Source organism: Streptomyces sp. NPDC020747 (genome assembly GCF_044334695.1).
Lineage (GTDB): Bacteria > Actinomycetota > Actinomycetes > Streptomycetales > Streptomycetaceae > Streptomyces.
Genome location: NZ_JBIRTJ010000004.1, coordinates 183430 through 202654, shown reverse-complemented (window position 1 = coordinate 202654; position 19225 = coordinate 183430). Strand labels below are relative to the sequence as shown.

The following is a 19225-nucleotide window of genomic DNA, read 5'->3' as shown; positions in this document are numbered from 1 at the left end:
GCCGGCTTCGCGCCTTCTCGATGAACCCCCCGCCGCTTCGACGACGAAGCGAATCGAACCGCTGCTCCGCACCGCACGGCACCGCACGCACCGCATCGCACCGTCTGTTTCGCGCTGCCCGGAGCCGGCCACGAAAGGCACTCACTTGCGTACTCCTCGACCCGCGAGACGGAAGCTGATATCCGTCGCCGCGATCTCCGCGACACTCCTGGCCGGGACCGCCACATCCCTCGCGCTGGCCGGTCCCGCCACCGCCACGGTCCCCGCCGAGCAGACCGCGAAGACCGCCGCCGCTGCCGTGTCCGCCCCGGCCGAGCGGCTGATCGTCGGCTACAAGTCGGGCGCCACCGAGGCCAGTTCGAACAAGGCCGCCTCCGCCGACGCCGAGGCCAAGGGCAAGGAGGCCGGCGAGAACCTGGACTTCCGGCGCCGCCTCGGCACCGGCGCCGCGCTCGTCGACCTGGGCGAGCGGCTGAGCAAGGCCGATGTCGCCGACGTCGTCGCCGAGTACCGGGCCGACCCGCAGGTCGCGTACGTCGTGCCGGACCGCCTCAACAAGCCGCAGGCCGACCCGAACGACACCGAGTACAGCAAGCAGTGGGACCTCTTCGAGACCACCGCGGGCATGCGTGTGCCCGGCGCCTGGGACACCGCGACCGGCAGCGGCGTGACCGTCGCGGTCATCGACACCGGTTACGTCACCCACTCCGACCTCGCCGCCAACATCGTCGCGGGCTACGACTTCATCTCCGACACCGCGGTCGCGGTCGACGGCAACGGGCGCGACAGCAACCCGGCCGACCCGGGCGACTGGTACGCCGCCGGCGAGTGCGAACAGACCGCGGGCAGCGGCTCCTCCTGGCACGGCACCCACGTCGCGGGCACCATCGCGGCCGTCACCAACAACAGCAAGGGCGTCGCGGGCATCGCGTACAACGCGAAGATCTCCCCGCTGCGCGTCCTCGGCAAGTGCGGCGGCTACGACTCCGACATCATCGACGCCATCACCTGGGCGTCCGGCGGCAGCGTCTCCGGTGTCCCGGCCAACGCCAACGTCGCCAAGGTCATCAACATGAGCCTGGGCGGCGGCGGTGCCTGCACCACGGCCACCCAGACCGCGATCAACAACGCGGTCGGCCGGGGCACCACGGTGGTCGTCGCGGCGGGCAACAGCAACGCCAACGCGGCCAACTACTCGCCGGCCAGCTGCGGCAACGTGATCTCGGTCGCCGCGCTCAACCGCACGGGCGCCAAGGCGAGTTACTCCAACTTCGGCTCGGTCGTCGACATCGCGGCACCCGGTGGCCAGACCAGCACCGGCACCGCCAGCGGCATCCTTTCCACGCTGAACTCCGGTACGCAGGGCCCCTCTTCGGAGTCGTACGCCTACTACCAGGGCACCAGCATGGCCGCCCCGCACATCGCGGGCCTCGCCGCGCTGGCCAAGTCGGCGAACTCCGCGCTGACCCCGGCCCAGATCGAGTCCGCGATCAAGACCAACTCGCGTGCTCTGCCCGGTACTTGCTCGGGCGGCTGCGGCGCGGGTCTCGCCGACGCGGCCAAGACGGTGCAGGCGGTGAGCGGGTCGGGAGGCTCCACGGGGGGCACCACCTTCACCAGCACCACGGCCGTCTCCATCCCGGACGCCGGCTCGGCCGTCGAGTCCTCGATCGCCGTCAGCGGCCGCACCGGCAACGCGCCCTCGGCCCTCCAGGTCGGCGTCGACATCACCCACACCTACCGCGGTGACCTGGTGATCGGCCTGGTCGCCCCGGACGGCACGGTGTACCCGCTGAAGTCCTCGGGCTCGGACTCGGCCGACAACGTCAACACGACCTACACCGTGGACGCTTCGAGCGAGACCGCCAACGGCACCTGGAAGCTGCGCGTCCAGGACGTGGCCTCGGCGGACACCGGCACGATCAACAGCTGGAAGCTGACCTTCTGACCGTCGAGCGGCCGCCGGACGACTGTTGACCGAGGCGGACGGCGGCTGATCGACGACTGACGAGCCACCCCCCACAGGGTGGGGCCGAAAGGCCCCGCAGGGGCGGCCGACGCGAGCGGGCGTCGGCCGCCCCTGCCTTTCGTCTCGCGCACGTATACCTTCGTCGCCGCCTTTCATCCCGCCGTTGGATGGTGGAACCCGCGCCTCCGGGACAGGATGCCCGCATGAAGGGTGATCTGTTTTCCAGCGAGTACATGGTGCAGCCGGCCACTGCGGCGGGCATGAGCGTCGAGAACGCCAAGTCGATCAAGTACGCCGTCAACGGCGAGATGCTCGCCCGGCAGGGCGCGATGATCGCCTACCGGGGCAGTCTGCAGTTCGAGCGCAAGGGCCAGGGCGTCGGCGGCATGCTCAAACGGGCTGTCACGGGCGAGGGGTTGGCGCTCATGGCGGTGCGCGGGCAGGGGGAGGCCTGGTTCGCGCACGAGGCGCAGAACTGCTTCATCGTCGACATCGACCCCGGTGACGTCTTCACCGTCAACGGCCGCAACGTACTGTGCTTCGACGCCTCACTGAAGTACGAGATCAAGACGGTCAAGGGCGCGGGCATCACCGGCGGCGGGCTGTTCAACAGCGTCTTCACCGGGCAGGGCAGGCTCGGTCTCGTCTGTGAGGGCAACCCGCTGGTCATCCCGGTCTCGCCGCAGTGGCCGGTGTACGTCGACACGGACGCGATCGTCGGCTGGACGGCCAACCTCCAGACCTCACTGCACCGTTCGCAGTCCATCGGCTCGATGATCCGCGGCGGCTCCGGCGAGGCCGTGCAGTTGATGCTCCAGGGCGAGGGCTACGTCGTCGTACGGCCGAGCGAGGCGACCCCGCAGAAGGTCCAACAGCACTGATACGGGCCCGAGTCGGGCCTGCTCGCGGCTGTCGGACCTTCCGGGGTGGGGGTCGTCGGGTGTCTGCTTGTCCCCTTCGCCGCCCGTGGGCTCGTGGGCTCGTCAGTTCGCCGATGGGCCTACGTCGTGGCCCGTCGCCGGCGCCACAGCACCGCGGCGGTGCCGGTGGCGAGCAGCGCCGCGGTGCCGGCCGCGGCGGGCAGGAGCACGTCGGTGCCGGTGGAGGCGAGCGACCCGTCGCCGGTGGTGTCGAGCGAGCCGCCACCGGTCGTGGTCTGCGCGCCACCGCCACCGCCTCCGGTGCCGGCCGCGCTGTCTCCGTCGGCGGTCGGACCGTCGACGGGAACCGTGGTGGCGGAGCCGGTCGGATCGGCGCTCGGACCGGAGTCACTGAGCGACGGCTCGGACGTTCCGTCCGAAGGACTCGGCGAGGCCGGGTCCGAGGGCGAGGGCGACCCCGGGTCGGACGGTGACGGCGACTCGGAGGGCGACGGCGGCACCGGCGCCCGGAACACGGTGAGCGAGGCCTCGGACGGGCTCGCGACGAACACCGAGTCGCCACCCGGCGTCACCGCGACGGACGAGCTGCCCAACTGGCCGTTGACGCCCGGCAGTTCGGCGCCCATGTCGAGGTCCTTGAGCGTCGCCGTGTCGTACACCGCGAGCTGCCCCACGCCGTCCCCCTCCTCCGGCGGGTTGCCCCAGTCCTGCCACACCGCGAACGCCCGGTCGGAGCGCGGGTCCACGGCGACATCGGCGATGGTGTCACCGGGTTTCGCGTCGAAGGAGGCGGCCAGTTTGCCGGTGGCGATGTCGTACGCCTCCAGGACCGTGCCGCGCCCCGCCCACAGCACTCCGCGCTCGGTGTCCCACTCCAGGAAGGACACCGCGGCACCGGCGCCGAGCGCGATCTCCTTGCCGTCCGGCGTGAAGTCGGCCGAACCGACCCTGCGCAGCACGCTGTTGGTGTTGTCGGTGACCCAGATCTGCCCGGCGGCGGTGTCCACGGCGAGCGGACCGCCGGCGGCCGGCAGGGTCAGGGAGCGCTCCACGGTCACCGACGTCTCGCCGACGGCGACCTCCTCCAGTTTCGTCCCGCGTACGACCACGACCGTGCCGGCCTTCGCACCGGCCTTGGCCTGAGTGATCGTCGTGCCGGTGAGCCAGCCTCCGCGCCCCGCCGTGTCGCCGTCCTTCACGGCGGCGATCCCGCGCAGCCCGACCAGGTAGTGCACCCCGTCGCCCGGCAGCGGCCCGGCGAGCCGTTTGCCCGGCAGCTGGGCGGGCACGCCCGTGCTGCCGGGCGAGGTCTTCACCCAGTTCAGTACGTTCCCGGAGGCCGGGTCGACGACATGGACCCCGGCCAGGCTCCCGCCCGTCGTACCGGCGACGGTGTCGGACCCGACGTACAGCTTCCCCGACTCGGGGTGCACCAGCAGGTCGAGCGGTTTGCCGACGGTCGTGAGGCGGGCCGTCTGCTCGTATCCGTCCGTCCCTGCCGGGTCGTCGGCGCCGACGGCGGGCGTGCTGACGACGACGGCGGTGAGGACCACCGCCGTGATCCCCACGAGGGCGCCCGCCGCCCGGGGGCGGAGCACATCGCTCCGCCCCCGGGTTCTGAGAGGCGCGGTCACGAGAAGGTGACCGGGATGTAGACGTCGTACGAGCGGGTGCCGCTCGCCGTGTGGTCGGCGCGCGTCACGATGGCGCAGTCGACGTCCGTGCCGCAGACCTGGCCGGAGGCGATGTTCGGGTTCACGTGCACGCTGACGTTGAAGGAGCCGCCGGAGCCGTAGGCGGAGCTGTTCGCGACGGTGCCGCCGCCGAGGTTCGACACCCAGTGCGAGGCGCCCGTCGTGCCGGACTGGTCCGCGCCGCCCAGGCAGGGGGTCGGCCGGGAGGTGTACGTCGACGGGTCCCCGGGCACGACGCCGTCGGGGATCACGCACAGACCGACGTAGACGCCCTGGAGAGTGTTGTAGCCGCTGCCCGAGACGGTGATGTTCTGCCCGGCGGCCGACAGGCCGTCGGGGGCCGTCAGCGACAGGTTGTACGTCGTTCCGCTCACCGTCACGGACCGCGTGGCGGTGGCGGCCGAGGCGGAGGTGGCGAGCCCGATCGTCAGCGCGGCGGCGGTGGCTCCGACGGCGGCGATTCGGCTGGCACGGGCGAACGCGGCGGATCTCATGGGCAGTTGGCCTTTCGGAGGCGAAAACCACTTAGGTAAGGCAAACCTAAGTTGCAGGTCAATGGATCGTCAACCCGCACCCCAGGGAACCCAGCCGACCCGACCGGCTCGGGCCTCGGGCAAGGGTGCGCGCGAGGGCTCCGGTGGCCGTCGGCGGGAATGTGCTTTCGCATTCATTCGAAGGTCGCGGGAACGGCGCATAAGTGTGTGGTGATCACGTCAAGTGGAGGGCATCATGCGCGCATGCCGACGCGCCGAGCCCATGTCCGTGCGGGAAAACCGACCGTCGCCGCGATCGCCCTGGTGATGACCCTGGCGGCCTGCGGCGGCGACTCCGACGACTCCGATTCCAGTAACGCCGGGGGCGACGGGCTGGAGCGGTCGAGCATCACCGTCGCCGCGCTCCCGCTGGCCGACGACGCACCCCTCTACATCGCGCAGGACCGGGGCCTGTTCAAGAAGGAGGGCCTGGACGTGCGCATCCAGCCCGTCCAGCAGAGCATCCAGGCACTGCCCGCCCTGTCGAAGGGGCAGGTCGACGTCATCGCGAGCGCGAACTACGTCACCTTCCTCCAGGCCCACGAGAAGGGCACCCTCGACCTCCGCATCCTCGCCGAGGGGGCGCGCGTCGCACCGCACATGATGGACGTCCTCGTGCCCGAGGACTCGGACATCAGGAGCGTCGCCGACCTCAAGGGCAAGAAGGTCGCCGTCAACATCCTCAACAACATCCAGTCACTGACGCTGAACGCGATCCTCGACCAACAGGGCGCCGACCGCCCCGAGTACCGGCAGATCGCCTTCCCCCAGATGGGACCCGCCCTGGAGAAGGGACAGGTCGACGCCGTCCACGCGGCCGAACCCTTCAACAGCGCCATCCAGAACGACCTGAACGCCCGCGTCCTCGTCGACGGCGGCTCCGCCCCTGTGGAGTCCATACCGATCAGCGGCTACGTCACGACCCGCGGCTACGCCTCCGACAACCCCAAGACCGCGGCGGCCTTCAAGCGGGCCATCGCCGCGGCCGCGGAGATCGCCACGCAGGACCAGGCCGCCGTACGCGCGGAGTTGCCCAAGTACGCCAAGGTGACCGCGGACCAGGCCGAGTCCATCCGCCTGCCGACCTACCCGGCGACGACGGACGTCACGCAGCTGAGGCGCCTCACCGAACTCATGAAGAAACAGGGCCTGTTGAAGAAGGCGATCGATCCGGGAACGTTGCTCGTCAAGTGAGCCGAGTGAGCCGAGTGAGGGGACGCCGTCAGGAACTGCTGCTCGGTGCGCTCGGCGTGCTGCTCGCCTTCGGCGTGTGCGAGGCGGTCGGCCGGGCCGGTCTTGTGCGCCGCGACTATCTGCCGCCCGCCTCCGAAGTCCTGGCGCGCGCGGTGGAGTTGGCGGGTGACCCGGTCTTCCTGGACGGGGTCGGAGCGACGGTCCGGGCCTGGGCCCTCGGTCTCGGCCTCGCCTGCGCGATCGCCGTCCCGCTGGGCCTGCTGCTCGGCAGTGTGCCCCTGGTCGACGAAGCCGTGCGCGCGATCGTCGAGTTCCTGCGGCCCCTGCCGTCCGTCGCGCTGATCCCGCTGGTGTCCCTGCTGCTGGGTTCCGGTACGGAGACGAAGGTCGCCCTCATCGCGTACGCCTCCGTCTGGCCCATCCTCTTCAACACCGTCTACGGCCTCGGTGAGACCGATCCGCTGGCCAAGGACACCCTGCGCGCCTTCGGCTTCGGGCGTCTCTCGGTCCTCCTGCGCGTCGAACTCCCCGCGACCGCGCCCTTCATCGCCGCGGGCCTCCGTATCTCCGCCGCCATCGCCCTCGTCCTGGCCGTCGCCACCGAGATCCTCGCGGGCTTCGGGGAGGGCCTCGGCATCTTCATCGCCCAGTCCGGCCTGTCGACGAACGGCACGCGGGACGTGCTGGCGGGGGTGGTGTGGGCCGGGGCCCTGGGCCTGGTGATCAACAGCGCGCTGGTGTGGGGCGAGCGGAGGTTGTTCCCATGGACGGCGGAGCATCGGGGGATGCGGTGAGGTGGGTGGGGGGTTGGGTCTTCGCCCCCGCCGCCCCTTCCCTTCCCGTCCCTGGGGGCTGCGCCCCCAGACCTCCACTGAAAATCAGCCCCTCCGGCGTTTGAGGAGCGGGGGTTCGGGGGCGGAGCCCCCGAGTAGTGACGGGAATGGGTAGGGGCGGCGGGGCGAAAACCAGCGCAGGGAGGACGGTCCATGAGGGGCGGCAACGTGGCGCGCAGGGCGGCGCTCCGATGGGGCGTGCTCGCCGCGGCCATCGGCGCCTGGCAGATGGCCACCCGCACACACACCAGCGTCTATTTCCCGCCACCCTCAGAAATCGCCCGCCACACCCACAACCTGTGGTTCTCGGGCCCACCCACCCACGCCTTCCTCACCCCGGAGGCCACCGAGAACATCCTCCCCAGCCTCGCCCGCATGACCACAGGCTTCGCCCTCGCCGCAGCCGCAGGAATCGCGCTGGGCACAGCCCTGGGCCGCTCCCGCCGCGCCTACGCCCTCTGCAACCCGGCCCTGCAGTTCGCCCGAGCCGTCCCACCCCCGGCCCTGGTCCCCGTCTTCGTCGTGATCTTCGACTTCGGCACCCAGATGCAACTCGCGTCGATCGTCTTCAGCGCCATCTGGCCCGTACTGATCAACACGGCGGAGGGCGCCCGCAACACCGACCCCCTGCGCATCGAAGTGGCAGCCGTACTGCACCTCACCACGGCGCAACGGCTCTGGCTCCTGTTCCTGCCCTCGGCTCTGCCCCGCATCTTCGCGGGCCTGCGCCTGAGCCTCTCGCTCGCCCTCATCCTGATGGTCTTCTCGGAGCTGCTGCCCGGCACGGCCAACGGCATCGGCTTCACACTCACCGACGCCCAGTCGCGCTCCGACCTGCTCACCGTGTGGGCCGCGCTGGTGCTGCTCGGCGCACTCGGATACGTACTCAACACCGGCCTGTTGGCGGTCGAGAAGCGACTGCTGGGCAAAGGGAGGCCCGCATGAAGCCGAAACCGCACCCGGGACCGACCCGCGCGGCGGAGACCGGCACCGTCCTGGAAGCCGTCATCGGGTTCTGCCGGGACACCGGCATGACCACCGTCTTCGGCAACCCGGGCTCCACGGAACTGCGTATGTTCCGCGACTGGCCCGACGACTTCACCTATGTGTTGGGACTACAGGAATCCGTGGCCGTGGGCATGGCCGCAGGACACGCACTGGGTACGGGCCGCGCGGCCCTCGTCAGTCTCCACTCGGCGGGCGGGGTGGGCCACGCCCTGGGCGCCGTCTTCAACGCCTACCGCGACCGCGTGCCCCTCGTCGTCCTGGCAGGACAACAGTCGCGCACCCTGACCCAGCTGAGGCCGTTCCTCGGAGCCGACGACCCCGTACAGTTCCCGCGCCCGTACGTGAAGTCGAGCCGCCAGCCGGACCGCGCGGCCGACGTACCCGCCGTGCTCGCCGAGGCCCACCGCCTCGCGATGTCGCATCCGCGCGGCCCCGTCTTCGTGTCCGTCCACGAGGACGACTGGGACCAACCGGTCGCGCCCGTCGAACCGCGCACGCTGCACGGCACGTTCACCGCGGACACGAGCGCCCTGTCCGCCCTGGCGAGGCGCCTGGACACCTGCGAGCGGCCCGCGCTGGTCGTCGGACCCGGAGTCGACGACGAGGACGCGACCGCCGAGGTCCGCGCCCTCGCCGAACGCACCCGCGCCGCCGTCTGGATCAGCCCGATGTCCGGCCGCTCCGGTTTCCCCGAGTCGCACCCGCTCTTCCAGGGGTTCCTGCCGCCGGCGGCCGACCGGCTGGCGGCCTGCCTGGAGGCGTACGACGTGGTGGTGGCGCTGGGGGCGCCCCTGTTCACGTACCACTTCCACACGGAGAGCCCGCCGCTGCCGACGCGTACCGAGCTCTTCCACCTCGACTGCGACCCGGGGCAGGCGGCCTGGCTGCCGACGGGCACGAGCATCGTCACGACGCTGAAACCGGCCGTCGGTCAACTCGCCGCACTGGTGGGCGAGTCGGACCGCAAACCACCGCCCTCCCGCCTGGTCCCGCTCCCCGCCCCCGGCGACGGCCCGATCACGCCGGAGCTCGTACTCGACCTGCTCCAGGAGCGGTTGCCCCGCGACCGTGTCCTCGTGGAGGAGACGCCCAGCCATCGGGAAGCGCTCCACGCGCGCGTGCGGATCGAATCGGCGGGCGGGTTCCTCACCACCGGCAGCGGCGCGCTCGGCTGGGGGCTGCCGCTCGCCGTGGGGCGCGCGCTGGCCGACCGGCGGCGGGTGGTCTGCCTGGTCGGCGACGGCTCGGCGATGTACTCCGTGCAGGCCCTGTGGACCGCCGCACGCCATCGGGCGCCCGTCACGTACGTCCTCCTCGACAACGGCGGATACGCGGCCGTACGCGCGCTGGGCCGCCGCATCGACATCGCGCCCGTGCCCGGCACGGACATCGGGGGCATCGACTTCGCCGGCGTGGCGACGGGCTTCGGCTGCCCCGCGGCGTACGTGGAGGAGTCCGCCGACCTCCCCGCCGCGCTCGACCGTGCGCTGACCGGTCACGGTGACGACGACGGGCCCTTCCTGCTCCACGTCCGGGTCGACGACGGCACGTTCGACTCCGACTCCAGGGGCAGGTGACCGCCCCGCATGCTCCGCCTCGACTCACTCGGCCAGTGGTACGGCGACCATCCCGTCCTGCACGACATCACGCTCACCGTCCCCGACGGCCAACTCCTCTGTGTCGTCGGGCCGTCCGGGTGCGGCAAGTCGACACTGCTCCGCACCATCGCGGGGTTGCAGCCCGCGCGTGCGGGCTCAGTCAGCGTCGACGGGGAACCCGTCACCGGTGTGCCCGACCGGCTCGCCGTCGTCTTCCAGGACTACGGGCGGTCGCTCTTCCCCTGGCTGTCCGTCCGGGAGAACGTCGCGCTTCCCCTGCGGCGGCGGGGGCTCGGGCGTGCCGAACGGCGGGACGAGGCCGAGCGGATGCTGGAACGGGTGGGGCTCCCCGGCGCCGGGCGGCGGCATCCCTGGCAGCTGTCCGGCGGTATGCAGCAGCGTGTCGCGATCGCCCGCGCTCTCGTCTGCCGCCCCTCCCTCCTCCTCATGGACGAGCCCTTCGGTTCCCTCGACGCCCAGACCCGCGAGGACCTTGAGGACCTCCTCCTGGAGGTGCATCAGACCGAGGGGCCGACGATCGTGTTCGTCACGCACGACATCGACGAGAGCGTGTACGTGGGGGACCGCGTCGTCGTCCTCTCGTCCGGCCCCGCCTCCCGTGTCGTCCTCGACCTCCCGGTCGGTCTTCCCGGCAAGCGCGACCAGATCGCGACGAGGGGGTTGCCGGAGTTCGTGAGCTTGCGGGCGGAGGTGGGGAGGGCGGTACGGGGTTGAGGGTGCGGGCCCCCGAGCAAGGGATGGGAAGGGCAGCACACCTTTCCCCGAACCGCCGCCCGTCACTCGTCCGTTCACGCGATGGTGCGATCATGTGCCGCCGTACGGATGCCCGTGGGAGGCCGCGGGTAGGGCCGGGCCATGACGCAGCCGTTCGAACTCCCGCACTTCTACATGCCGTACCCCGCGCGGCTGAACCCGCATCTCGACGAGGCGCGTGCCCATTCGAGCGAGTGGGCCCGCGGAATGGGCATGCTGGAGGGCTCCGGAATCTGGGAGCAGGCCGACCTCGACGCGCACGACTACGGCCTGTTGTGCGCGTACACGCATCCGGAGTGCGACGGGCCGGCCCTCTCGCTCATCACCGACTGGTACGTGTGGGTCTTCTTCTTCGACGACCACTTCCTGGAGACCTTCAAGCGCAGCCAGGACCGATCGGGCGGCAAGGACTACCTCGACCGACTTCCGCTCTTCATGCCGCTCGACCTGTCGACCCCCGTCCCGGAGCCGCGCAATCCCGTCGAGGCCGGGCTCGCCGACCTCTGGTCGCGCACGGTTCCCTCGATGTCCCTGGGCTGGCGCAAGCGGTTCGCCGAGTCCACCGAGCATCTGCTCAACGAGTCGATGTGGGAGCTGTCCAACATCAACGAGGGGCGGATCGCCAACCCCGTCGAGTACATCGAGATGCGCCGCAAGGTCGGCGGCGCCCCCTGGTCCGCGGGGCTCGTGGAGTTCGCGACGGCCGAGGTCCCCGAACCCGTCGCCGACTCGCGGCCGTTGCGCGTACTCATGGAGACCTTCTCCGACGCCGTGCACCTGCGCAACGACCTCTTCTCGTACCAGCGGGAGGTCGAGGACGAGGGCGAGTTGAGCAACGGAGTGCTCGTCCTTGAGACCTTCTTCGGCTGCACCATCCAGCAGGCCGCCGACACGGTCAACGACGTCCTCACCTCGCGGCTGCACCAGTTCGAGCACACCGCGCTCACCGAAGTGCCCGCGCTGGCCCTGGACAAGGGCCTCACACCGGACGAGGTCCGAGCGATCGGCGCGTACGCGCAGGGGCTGCAGGACTGGCAGTCGGGCGGCCACGAGTGGCACCTGCGGTCGAGCCGCTACATGAACGAGGGGGCTCTCGCGACCTCACCGCTGGGCGGCCTCACGGGTCCCGGTACCTCCGCCGCCGACGTCGGGGCGCTGCTCGCCGCCGCCGGTGCCGAGCGGCTGCGCGCGTACACCCATGTGCCCTACAAGAAGGTGGGCCCCTCCCAACTCCCCGACTTCTACATGCCGTTCCAGGTCCGGCTGAACGCCGATCTGGACGGGGCCCGGCAGCGCATCGCGCCGTGGGCCCACAGCATGGGCATCCTGGAGGAGGGCGTCTGGGACGAGGACAAGCTCGCCGCCTACGACCTGCCGCTGTGCTCGGCCGGCCTCGATCCGGACGGTACGCCGGAGGCCCTGGACCTCAGCGCGCAGTGGCTGGTGTGGGGGACGTACGGCGACGACTACTACCCGATGGTGTTCGGGAACCGGCGCGACGTGGCCGCGGCGAAGCTGTGCACCGAGCGGCTCTCCGCCTGTATGCCCCTCGCGGGCGAGGAGATCCCGCCCCCGGTCAACGCGATGGAGCGGGCCCTCGCCGATCTGTGGCGGCGTACGACGGCTGAGATGACCCTGGACGCGCGGCGCACCTTCAAGGCCTCGGTGGACGTGATGACCGAGAGCTGGGTGTGGGAGCTGGTCAACCAGCTCCAGAACCGCATCCCCGACCCCGTCGACTACCTGGAGATGCGTCGCGCCACCTTCGGCTCCGACCTCACCAAGAGTCTGTGCCGCCTGGGCCACGGCCCGGCGGTGCCTCCCGAGGTCTACCGCAGCGGTCCGGTCCGTTCGCTGGAGAACGCCGCGATCGACTACGGGATGCTCATCAACGACGTCTTCTCGTACCAGAAGGAGATCGAGTACGAGGGAGAGGTGCACAACGCGATCCTCGTCGTGCAGAACTTCTTCGGCTGCGACTACCCGACGGCACTCGGCGTCATCCACGACCTCATGACCCAGCGCATGAAGCAGTTCCAGCATGTCGCCGCCAACGAGTTCCCTCTCCTCTACGAGGACTTCCAGCTCTCCGACGAGGCCCGCGAGATCCTGGAGGGCTATGTGGTCGAGCTGCAGAACTGGATGGCCGGCATCCTGAAGTGGCACTACGACTGCCGCCGCTACGGAGCCGCCGACCTGGCCCGCCGCGCCCACGGCTTCGTACCGGGACAGCTCCCGGGCCTGCCGATCGCCGCCAGTCGACAGCGCGCGTCGATCGGCGCCCTCTGACGGAGCCACTGCCTCGCGTCACCCGTTCGAGGATCGTGGCGTGCCGGTGCGGAGGGTAGGGCTCTGGCCGGAGGCGATCATCCATGGAACAGACTGCGTTGCGTCCCAAGCCGATGCCGGGCCGGGAGCCGGGCGGCGGCCGTCCGCCCGGCCCGGTCCGCCGCCCGCACGCCGCACGCCGGCGCGGGCGACGGCTCACGACCCTGCTGTTCAGCCTGTTCGTCGGGGCGGTCCTCGTGCTGTCGGGGATCGGCCTCGGCACCATGGGCGCCACGGTGATCGGCATGAGCAAACTGGCCGACCTGCGGAGGGAGGCGGGTGAGGCGGGTGGCACCCCGGGGTCGTCCGGCCCGGCGCAAGGGTCGGCGGAGGGCCCCGGCGGCTCCAAGTCGGCCCCAGGATCCGGGAGTTCCGCCTCGCCGAGGAATCCGTCCCGGGATCCGCGGCAAGACGCGCACGAAGAGCGGCCCACCCTCGCCGTGGAGGCCGTGGACGCCCCCAACGGCCCGGGCGCGCTCCTCGTCGGCGTGCACGTCCCCGGACCCGGCTACACCGCGGGTCTCGTACGGGGTGACGTGCTGCTCGTCTTCGGCAGGGTCCGTGTCGACTCGGCCGCCGACCTCGCACGGGCCGTCGCCGCCGCGCGCCCCGGCACCGCGGTCACGCTCACGCTGCGGCACGCGAGCGGCGGCTACCAGCAGCTGTCGGTGACTCCCGGTGTCGTCACCTGACGGGATCCGGCGTCACACGGCGACCCTGAGGTGGCTCGTCAACCGGTCCTCGTCGTCCACCCCGTGGAAGGCGAACCCGGGAGGCGCCTCCCGGTCCGCCGCCCCCTCGCCCGGATGGCTGATTAATGGTCTGAGTGCATCTATGCATTAGAACTAATGGTTGAGGAATCGTGGATCGTTAAATGTCTTGGCCGCGCCCCCTCCGCCGGGACACGATGGGCCCCATGCTGAGCACCCTTCTCGCCTTCCTCGGCGCCTGCACCCTGATCGCCGCCTCGCCCGGACCGAGCACGGTGCTGATCATCAGGCAGTCCCTGCAGAGCAGGCGTTCCGGATTCCTGACGGTGCTGGGCAACGAGACCGGCGTCTTCGTATGGGGAGTCGTCGCCGCGTTCGGCCTCACCGCGCTGCTCGCCGCCTCCGAGACGGCGTACGACGTGATGCGCGTCGTGGGAGCCGTCGTGCTCGTCGTCTTCGGCATACAGATGCTGTGGCAGGCGCGGCACGCCAAGGGCGCGGCGGACGACGGCCCGGATCAGGGCGGCGGGAAGAGCGGCTGGGCCTCCTACCGGACCGGCCTGCTGATCAACCTCGCCAACCCCAAGGCGGCGATCTTCGCGATGTCCTTCCTCCCGCAGTTCGTGCCGGAGGGTGCCCCGCACCTGCCCGCCATGGTGGGGCTCGCCGCGCTCTGGGCGGTCTACGAGATCGGCTACTACGGCCTGTACGTCTGGTTCGTCGGCCGGATGAAGACCGTGCTGTCCCGGGCCGGCGTGCGCCGCAGGTTGGAACAGGTCTCCGGAGGAGTGCTGCTGCTCCTCGGCGCCCGCCTCGCCCTGGAGAGCTGATGTCCCGGGAAAATGACGCTCTTCTTGAAGAAGGCGCCGTTCGGAAAGTAGTGGTGACCGGCTCGCGCCGCCCCCGCTGTCCGGGCAGGATGCTGCCCGTAGCCCCTTTTGACCCACGGAGGCCCGGATGACCGGCACGCCCGCGCCCTTCACCGCCGACGACTACCGGGCACGGATGGAGCGCGCCGCGCGGGCCGCCGCCGACGCGGGGCTCGCCGGGGTACTGGTCGCGCCCGGCCCCGACCTCGTCTGGCTCACCGGCTACGCGCCGCCCGCGGCCACCGAGCGGCTTACCCTGCTGGTGCTCGCCGCCGGACAGGACCCCGTGCTCGTCGTGCCCACCCTGGAGGCCCCGGACGCGGAGAAGGCGGCGGGCGGGCCCGCCCTGGCCCTGCGCGACTGGACCGACGGCAAGGACCCGTACGCGACGACGGCCCCGCTCCTCGGCACCTCGGGCCGCTTCGGGGTCAGCGACAACGCCTGGGCGCTGCATCTGCTGGGCCTCCAGAAGGCGCTGCCCGGCACCTCGTACGTCTCGCTCACCGAGGGACTGCCGATGCTCCGGGCCGTCAAGGACGCGGCGGAACTGGAGCGTCTGACGGCGGCGGGAGCAGCCGCGGACGCGACGTACGAGGAGATCCTCAAGGTGGCCTTCGCCGGCCGCCGTGAGTCGGAGGTCGCCGGTGACCTCGCGGACCTGCTGCGGCGGTTCGGGCACTCACAGGTGGACTTCACGGTCGTCGGCTCGGGACCGAACGGCGCCAACCCGCACCACGAGGCGGGCGAACGCGTCATCGAGAACGGCGACACGGTCGTGCTCGACTTCGGGGGACTGAAGGACGGCTACGGCTCCGACACCTCCCGCACCGTGCACGTCGGCGAGCCGAGCGCCGAGGAGCGGCGGGTCCACGACGTCGTCCGCGAGGCCCAGGAGGCGGCGTTCCGGGCCGTGCGGCCGGGCATCGCCTGCCAGGACGTCGACCGGGTCGCCCGCGCGCACATCACCGAGGCCGGGTACGGCGACCGCTTCATCCATCGCACCGGGCACGGCATCGGCGTCACCACCCATGAACCGCCCTACATGATCGAGGGCGAGGAACAGCCGCTCGTGCCCGGGATGTGCTTCTCCGTGGAGCCCGGAATCTATCTGCCGGGCCGTTTCGGCGTACGCATAGAGGACATCGTGACGGTCACCGAGGACGGCGGACGCCGACTCAACAACACCTCCCGGGAGATGGCCGTCGTGCACTGACCACTCCCAGGAGATCCCGGACCCCGGACCCCGAACGGCAGACGGCGCGACCATGACCCAGGCAGCGACACCCACCGCGGACACCGTGAGACGCCTCGTCCGCTCCCTGCTCCCGGACGGCGGCGGGCCCGAGATCCGGCCCGTCGCCGAGGGCGGCGAGCACTCCACCTGGTTCGTGGGCGCACGCCATGTGCTGCGGCTCGCCCCGGACCGCGAGGCATCCCTGCGCCAGCGGCGCGAACTGCGGCTGCGCGATCTGGTGCGCCCCCACATCGGCGTCTCCGTGCCGGTGAGCATCGCGCACGGCGAGTGGGCGAGCGGTCTGACGTACACGCTCGACACGCTGATCCCGGGCGGCTCGGGCGAGCGGCAGGACGTCTCCGCCGTGGGCGAGGCGGACCTGGCGGGACTGCTCACGGGACTGCGCGAGGTGCCGGTGCGCCAGGCCGAGGCGTTCGGCGTGCCCCGGGCCGCGCCCCGGTCCCTCGAAGTGCTCCGGACCGCCGCCGAGCGCGTCGCCGAACAGCTCGCCGCCGCCGACGAGTTCGACCCCGTCCGGCTCCACCAGCTGACCGCGCCCGCGGCCGGCCAGCTCGCCGCGCAGCCCGGTGCCGCCTTCCTCGTCCACCACGATCTCAAGGGCGAGCACCTCGTGGTCAGCGCCGAGGGCCGCGTACGCGGCGTCCTCGACTGGACCGACGCGGTGCTCGGCGACCCCGCCGAGGACATCGCGGGCCTCGCCCTCGCCGTCGGTGCCCCCGCCGCCGTCCGCGCGGCCACCCTCGCCGGCTACGGCGCCCGCCCCTGTCTGCGCGGCCTGTGGCTCGCCCGCTGCGACACCCTCACCCGCCTCGCCGACCGCCTCCGCGACCACGACCACAGCCCCTTGCCGCTCCTCCGCTCCCAACTGCGACGCTCCTGGGAGGCGATCCTGCTGGAACGGGTCACGGAACTGCGGGACGAGACGGACGAGACGCTGTAGAGCCACCCCTCGGCCGGCCCCGCAGAACCACCGCCCCGTCACCCCTGCAGAAGCACCACACACGACTCGCCTGGCAGGCTCAGTACCCCGTCCGCCCCCGGCACCTCCACCGGCTCCCACGTCGCCAGTACGCGGGCCGGACGGGTGCCGAGAGGGATCGCCGCCGGGTCCTTGCCGAGGTTCACGGCCACCCGGACGTCACCGCGCCGGAAGGCGAGCCAGCGGGTGCGCTCGTCGAAGGCGACCTTGACGTCCGCGAGGTCGGGGTCGGTGAGGTCCGGCTGGGCGTGCCGCAGGGCGATGAGTTCGCGGTACCAGCCGAGCACGCGCGCGTGGAGCCCGTTCTCCGGTTCGGACCAGTCCAGGCAGGAGCGGTCACGGGTGGCGGGGTCCTGCGGGTCCGGGACGTCCTCCTCGGCCCACCCGTGCGCCGCGAACTCCCGCCGCCTGCCCCGGCGTACGGCCTCCGCGAGCTCGGGATCCGTGTGGTCCGTGAAGAACTGCCAGGGCGTGCCCGCCGCCCACTCCTCGCCCATGAACAGCATCGGGGTGAACGGCCCGGTCAGCGTCAGCGCGGCCGCGCAGGCCAGCAGGCCGGGGGAGAGGGAGGCCGAGAGCCGGTCGCCCTGGGCGCGGTTGCCGATCTGGTCGTGGGTCTGCGCGTACCCCAGGAGGCGGTGTGCGGAGACCTTCGTGAGGTCCAGCGGGCGGCCGTGCCGGCGACCGCGGAAGCTCGAGTACGTACCGTCGTGGAAGAAGCCCGTGGTCAGCGTCTTGGCGACCGAGGCGAGCGGGGACCGGCCGAAGTCCGCGTAGTAGCCCTGCGCCTCACCGGTCAGCGCCGTGTGCAGCGCGTGGTGGAAGTCGTCGTTCCACTGCGCGTGCAGCCCGAGCCCGTTCTCCTTGCGGGGTGTGATGATCCGCGGGTCCGCCAGGTCCGACTCGGCGACGAGGAACAGCGGCCGGCCCTGCTCCTCGGCGAACGTGTCCACGGCGGCGGACAGCTCCTCAAGAAAGTGACACGCGCGCGTGTCGTGCAGCGCGTGCACGGCGTCCAGCCGCAGCCCGTCGAACCGGTAGTCGCGCAGCCACGCCAGCGCGCTGCCGAGCAGGAACGCACGCACCTCGTCCGAACCGGGCGCGTCCAGGTTCACGGCCGAGCCCCAGGGCGTGTGGTGCGTCTCCGTGAAGTACGGCCCGAAGGCGGGCAGGTAGTTGCCGGACGGCCCCAGGTGGTTGTGCACGACGTCCAGGACGACACCGAGCCCGAGTTCGTGTGCCCGGTCGACGAAGCGCTTCAGGGCCTCGGGGCCGCCGTACGGCTCGTGCACGGCCCACAGCGACACCCCCTCGTACCCCCAGCCGTGCCGCCCCGGGAACGGGCACAGCGGCATCAACTCGACGTGCGTCACGCCCAGTTCCACCAGATGCCCGAGCCGCTCGGCCGCCGCGTCCAGCGTGCCCTCACGCGTGTACGTGCCCACGTGCAGCTCGTACAGCACGGCGCCCGGCAGCCCGCGCCCCGCCCACCGCGCACGCCACGCGTACCGCTCGTGGTCGACGACCGCGCTCAGCCCGTCGGGCCCGTCCGGCTGCCTGCGCGAGCGCGGATCGGGCAGTACGGGGCCGTCGTCGACCGCGAACCCGTACCGCGTCCCGTCCTGCGCCTCGGCCTCTCCCGTCCACCACCCCACACGCTCAGGATCGGGCTCCAACGCGCGCGTGGTGTCCGCGCAGTGGAGCGTCATGCGGTCGGCCTGTGGTGCCCACACCTCGAACTGCACGGACGGTTCTCCCTCGTCTGCTCACCGTGACGTCGCCGGTCCCATGGTGCGTCAAACGAGATCAATTCACCGTCGAATCCTCCGGATCGCACGACGTGAAAGGACCGGATCCGACGTAGGTACTCCTCTGAAGTGCTGCGTTTTCTGGACACTCCGGCCGTGCTGCCAGACAATCGGCTCCGTGACGTCGTCCTCCGAGTTCCACACCTATCCCGCTCCCGCGCGGTTGTCGGACGCCGAGCGGGACCGGGCGCTGAGGGTGCTGCGGGAGGGCGTCGCCCTGGGAAGGCTCTCGCACGACACGTTCGTACTGCGGATGGAACTCGCCTTCGCCGCCCGCACCTTGGACGAACTCGCCGCGCTCACCGCCGACCTGCGGACGGAGAACCGTTGGTCGCGGGCGCTGTTCGGCGCGGTCGAGGCGGTCTCCGGCTTCACCGTGCGGCTGCGCAGGGCGTGGCAGGCCGAGCGGCTGCCCAAGCTGCTGCTGCCCAGGCCGGACAACCGGTACCCGCTGCGTATCGGCCGCGACCCGGCCAGCGGTCTGAGGCTCAGCCACGAGACGGTGTCCCGGGTGCACGCCGAGCTCACCCGCCAGGGCGGCATGTGGGTGCTGCGCGACCTGGGCTCGACCAACGGCACGTCCGTGAACGGGCGGCGGGTGATCGGTGCGGCCGTCGTCCAGGTCGGGGACCAGGTCAGCTTCGGGCGGATGGCGTTCCGGCTCGCGGCGGACTGAGCGGTTCGCCCTGAGGTTCGCTCCGCGGGGAGCGGAGCTGAAGCCTCCGCCGGGCCGCCCCGGCTGACGTGAACGATTCCGTCGTGCTGTGGTGTTGACGTACCCCCGTAGTCGTG

General features: G+C 71.5%; 16 protein-coding genes. 13 read left to right on the top strand and 3 right to left on the bottom strand.

Features of this window, described 5'->3' with window-relative positions; all coding sequences use genetic code 11:
- The first annotated feature begins 145 nt into the window (after window positions 1-145).
- Both ACH4YP_RS13670 and ACH4YP_RS13665 read left to right on the top strand, forming a co-directional pair.
- Window positions 146-1948, top strand: coding sequence for a S8 family peptidase (locus tag ACH4YP_RS13670; protein ID WP_398490664.1), 1803 nt, complete (start codon window positions 146-148; stop codon window positions 1946-1948).
- 224 nt (window positions 1949-2172) lie between these two features.
- Window positions 2173-2850 (top strand): AIM24 family protein, encoded by a 678-nt coding sequence (locus tag ACH4YP_RS13665; protein WP_361058932.1) that lies wholly within the window; start codon window positions 2173-2175, stop codon window positions 2848-2850.
- Window positions 2851-2969: 119 nt separating this feature from the next.
- On the opposite strand, the gene ACH4YP_RS13660 is transcribed toward ACH4YP_RS13665, so the two are convergent.
- Window positions 2970-4448 (bottom strand): hypothetical protein, encoded by a 1479-nt coding sequence (locus ACH4YP_RS13660; RefSeq protein ID WP_398490663.1) that lies wholly within the window; start codon window positions 4446-4448, stop codon window positions 2970-2972.
- A gap of 32 nt (window positions 4449-4480) precedes the next feature.
- On the bottom strand, window positions 4481-5038 hold the full coding sequence (locus tag ACH4YP_RS13655; RefSeq protein ID WP_361058936.1) for a hypothetical protein: 558 nt from the start codon (window positions 5036-5038) through the stop codon (window positions 4481-4483).
- 243 nt (window positions 5039-5281) lie between these two features.
- Between ACH4YP_RS13655 and ACH4YP_RS13650 the strand changes: the two genes are divergently transcribed.
- From ACH4YP_RS13650 to ACH4YP_RS13605, 10 genes are all read left to right on the top strand, one after another.
- The gene (locus ACH4YP_RS13650; RefSeq protein WP_398490662.1) at window positions 5282-6271 is read left to right on the top strand and encodes an ABC transporter substrate-binding protein; all 990 of its coding nucleotides are present in this window, start codon (window positions 5282-5284) and stop codon (window positions 6269-6271) included.
- 5 nt (window positions 6272-6276) lie between these two features.
- Window positions 6277-7065: an ABC transporter permease gene (locus ACH4YP_RS13645; protein ID WP_398490661.1), complete on the top strand. Its 789-nt coding sequence runs from the start codon at window positions 6277-6279 to the stop codon at window positions 7063-7065.
- A 192-nt stretch (window positions 7066-7257) separates the two neighbouring features.
- The gene (locus ACH4YP_RS13640) at window positions 7258-8049 is read left to right on the top strand and encodes an ABC transporter permease (protein WP_361063316.1); all 792 of its coding nucleotides are present in this window, start codon (window positions 7258-7260) and stop codon (window positions 8047-8049) included.
- The gene (gene mdlC / locus ACH4YP_RS13635; protein ID WP_398490660.1) at window positions 8046-9689 is read left to right on the top strand and encodes a benzoylformate decarboxylase; all 1644 of its coding nucleotides are present in this window, start codon (window positions 8046-8048) and stop codon (window positions 9687-9689) included. Before ACH4YP_RS13640 ends, mdlC begins: the two co-directional genes overlap by 4 nt.
- 9 nt (window positions 9690-9698) lie before the next feature.
- A complete protein-coding gene (locus tag ACH4YP_RS13630) occupies window positions 9699-10445 on the top strand; it encodes an ABC transporter ATP-binding protein (protein ID WP_398490659.1) in 747 nt (248 codons plus the stop codon).
- Between the two features lie 141 nt (window positions 10446-10586).
- Window positions 10587-12773: a germacradienol/geosmin synthase Cyc2 gene (cyc2, locus tag ACH4YP_RS13625; RefSeq protein WP_398490658.1), complete on the top strand. Its 2187-nt coding sequence runs from the start codon at window positions 10587-10589 to the stop codon at window positions 12771-12773.
- Between the two features lie 83 nt (window positions 12774-12856).
- Window positions 12857-13504 (top strand): PDZ domain-containing protein, encoded by a 648-nt coding sequence (locus tag ACH4YP_RS13620; RefSeq protein ID WP_398490657.1) that lies wholly within the window; start codon window positions 12857-12859, stop codon window positions 13502-13504.
- A 224-nt stretch (window positions 13505-13728) separates the two neighbouring features.
- A complete protein-coding gene (locus ACH4YP_RS13615; protein WP_398490656.1) occupies window positions 13729-14352 on the top strand; it encodes a LysE family translocator in 624 nt (207 codons plus the stop codon).
- Between the two features lie 127 nt (window positions 14353-14479).
- Complete coding sequence (locus ACH4YP_RS13610; RefSeq protein ID WP_361063333.1) at window positions 14480-15604, top strand: aminopeptidase P family protein; 1125 nt, start codon at window positions 14480-14482, stop codon at window positions 15602-15604.
- A gap of 52 nt (window positions 15605-15656) precedes the next feature.
- Window positions 15657-16586: an aminoglycoside phosphotransferase family protein gene (locus tag ACH4YP_RS13605; RefSeq protein WP_361063335.1), complete on the top strand. Its 930-nt coding sequence runs from the start codon at window positions 15657-15659 to the stop codon at window positions 16584-16586.
- Between the two features lie 38 nt (window positions 16587-16624).
- Here the strand turns inward: ACH4YP_RS13605 and treZ are convergent, their stop codons facing one another.
- Window positions 16625-18370 (bottom strand): malto-oligosyltrehalose trehalohydrolase, encoded by a 1746-nt coding sequence (gene treZ / locus ACH4YP_RS13600; protein ID WP_361063338.1) that lies wholly within the window; start codon window positions 18368-18370, stop codon window positions 16625-16627.
- Between the two features lie 181 nt (window positions 18371-18551).
- On the opposite strand from treZ, the gene ACH4YP_RS13595 reads away from it, so the two are divergent.
- On the top strand, window positions 18552-19109 hold the full coding sequence (locus ACH4YP_RS13595) for a DUF1707 and FHA domain-containing protein (protein ID WP_361063341.1): 558 nt from the start codon (window positions 18552-18554) through the stop codon (window positions 19107-19109).
- Window positions 19110-19225: the final 116 nt, after the last annotated feature.